Source organism: Desulfovibrio sp. 1188_IL3213, from assembly GCF_036763145.1.
Lineage (GTDB): Bacteria > Desulfobacterota > Desulfovibrionia > Desulfovibrionales > Desulfovibrionaceae > Desulfovibrio.
In genome coordinates this window covers 1-1,568 of record NZ_JBAIYR010000489.1, presented here as the reverse complement: position 1 = coordinate 1,568, position 1,568 = coordinate 1, and the positions used below count along the sequence as shown (strand labels likewise).

General features: G+C 59.2%; 3 protein-coding genes. All 3 read left to right on the top strand.

Annotated elements, in window-relative coordinates; all coding sequences use genetic code 11:
• Nucleotides 1-92 precede the first annotated feature (92 nt).
• Entirely contained in the window at nt 93-743 is a 651-nt protein-coding gene (locus tag V6C16_RS12915; protein WP_333536598.1) for a biotin attachment protein, read from the top strand.
• Between the two features lie 43 nt (nt 744-786).
• A complete protein-coding gene (locus V6C16_RS12910; RefSeq protein ID WP_333536599.1) occupies nt 787-1,125 on the top strand; it encodes a hypothetical protein in 339 nt (112 codons plus the stop codon).
• A gap of 38 nt (nt 1,126-1,163) precedes the next feature.
• On the top strand, nt 1,164-1,568 hold a 405-nt coding region (locus V6C16_RS12905), incomplete at its 3' end, for a single-stranded DNA-binding protein (RefSeq protein WP_333543401.1).

The window sequence follows — 1,568 nt, the reverse complement described above, 5'->3', positions numbered from 1 at the left end:
AGACCGTCGCACGCAGCAGGACAGCCCCGAAAGAAACCAAGCGCCCGCGCCGCTCCGGCGGCACGCACGCCCAAGCATATAACGGACCAAGCATGATCAACATATCTTCACTGCTGGACGAGATAAAGGCTTCGCCCTACCGCGAAATCGTCATCCGCACGCCCCATACGGGCCGCGTCACCTTTGCGGAACTCAGGCAGGGCGATCAGGCCCTTGGCCCGCAGGGCCAGTGGAAAGAAAAGCCCGGCACGCTCATTGCCACACTGGAGCGCGAGCACAATCCCAAGCCCATCTGCGCGCCCGAAAAAGGCGAGGTGAGCGTCATACACAGCGAGCTTGAAGGGCAGTTTGTGGAGGCGGGCGCACCCCTTGCCGTGCTGCGCCACATGCTGACCAAGGATGAGGTGCAAAGCATCATCCTGAAAAAAACCCTGCACCTTTTCCGCGCGCCGGAACGGGCCAAATACTATTTTACACCTGAAGTGGACAAAAAAATCCGCGCCGCCGACGCCCAGTCCGTGGCAGTGCGGGACGGCATGGAACTGCTCATCATGTCGCGCATGAAGCGCGAGGTTCCCCTCTGCTACACGGGACCCGACGGGGTAATCTATGCGGTCTACTTCAAGATCAACGACAACATGGACGCCGGCGCCCCGCTTTTGGGCGTATGCCCCAAGGACCAACTGCCCGCCATCCAGGACGTGATCATGCGGGTGCAGACCGAATGGACAGAAAAGGAATAGAACCCGCACCATTCCGGCTGGTCAAACCCCACGGAGGCTACTTATGGGCAAGGCTTTGCAGATTCGCGTCACTGCCGTGACATGGAATGAAGACCTGCTTGAAAAACTGTGGCCCAAACTCACAGAACTTGCCTTCAGCGTACCCATCAAGCACGAAAAGCACGGCGTTCTTGAAATGGTGCGCGCCCTTGGCGACGGCCTGCAATTTCTGCCCTGGTCCGAAGCCAGGCGCAAGGCCATGGGGCCGGGCATTGAAGAAGCCGTGCGCCTCAAGCAGGCACTGGAAACGGCGCTGGCCGACTGGCAGCCCCGTGAGGCCAATATTTTAAGTGACAAACTTGAAGACGTGCTGGATACTCTTGAAAAGGTCTTTGTGGCCTGAGATATCCGGAACAAGAAGTATTTATCGGAGACTTTCGCATGCTTAATAAAGTCATGATCATCGGCCGTCTGGGGCGCGACCCCGAATTGCGCTATACCCAGAGCGGCTCGCCTGTGGCGAGCCTCAATATAGCCACTGACGAATCTTACACCGACCGCGACGGCAACAAAGTGGATCGCACCGAGTGGCATCGCGTATCTGTTTTCCAGCGCCAGGCCGAGAACTGCGCCAACTACCTGACCAAGGGCAGCCTTGTCTACGTGGAAGGCAGCCTGCAGACCCGCAAATGGCAGGACCAGCAGGGCCAGGACCGTTACACCACCGAGATCAAGGCCCAGCGTGTGCAGTTTCTTGACCGTAAGAGCGATGCCCCGCGTGGCGAAAGCGGCGGCGGTCGCGGCTATGAGGACGATTACGGCGCGCCCGCGTCTCGCGGAAACGCC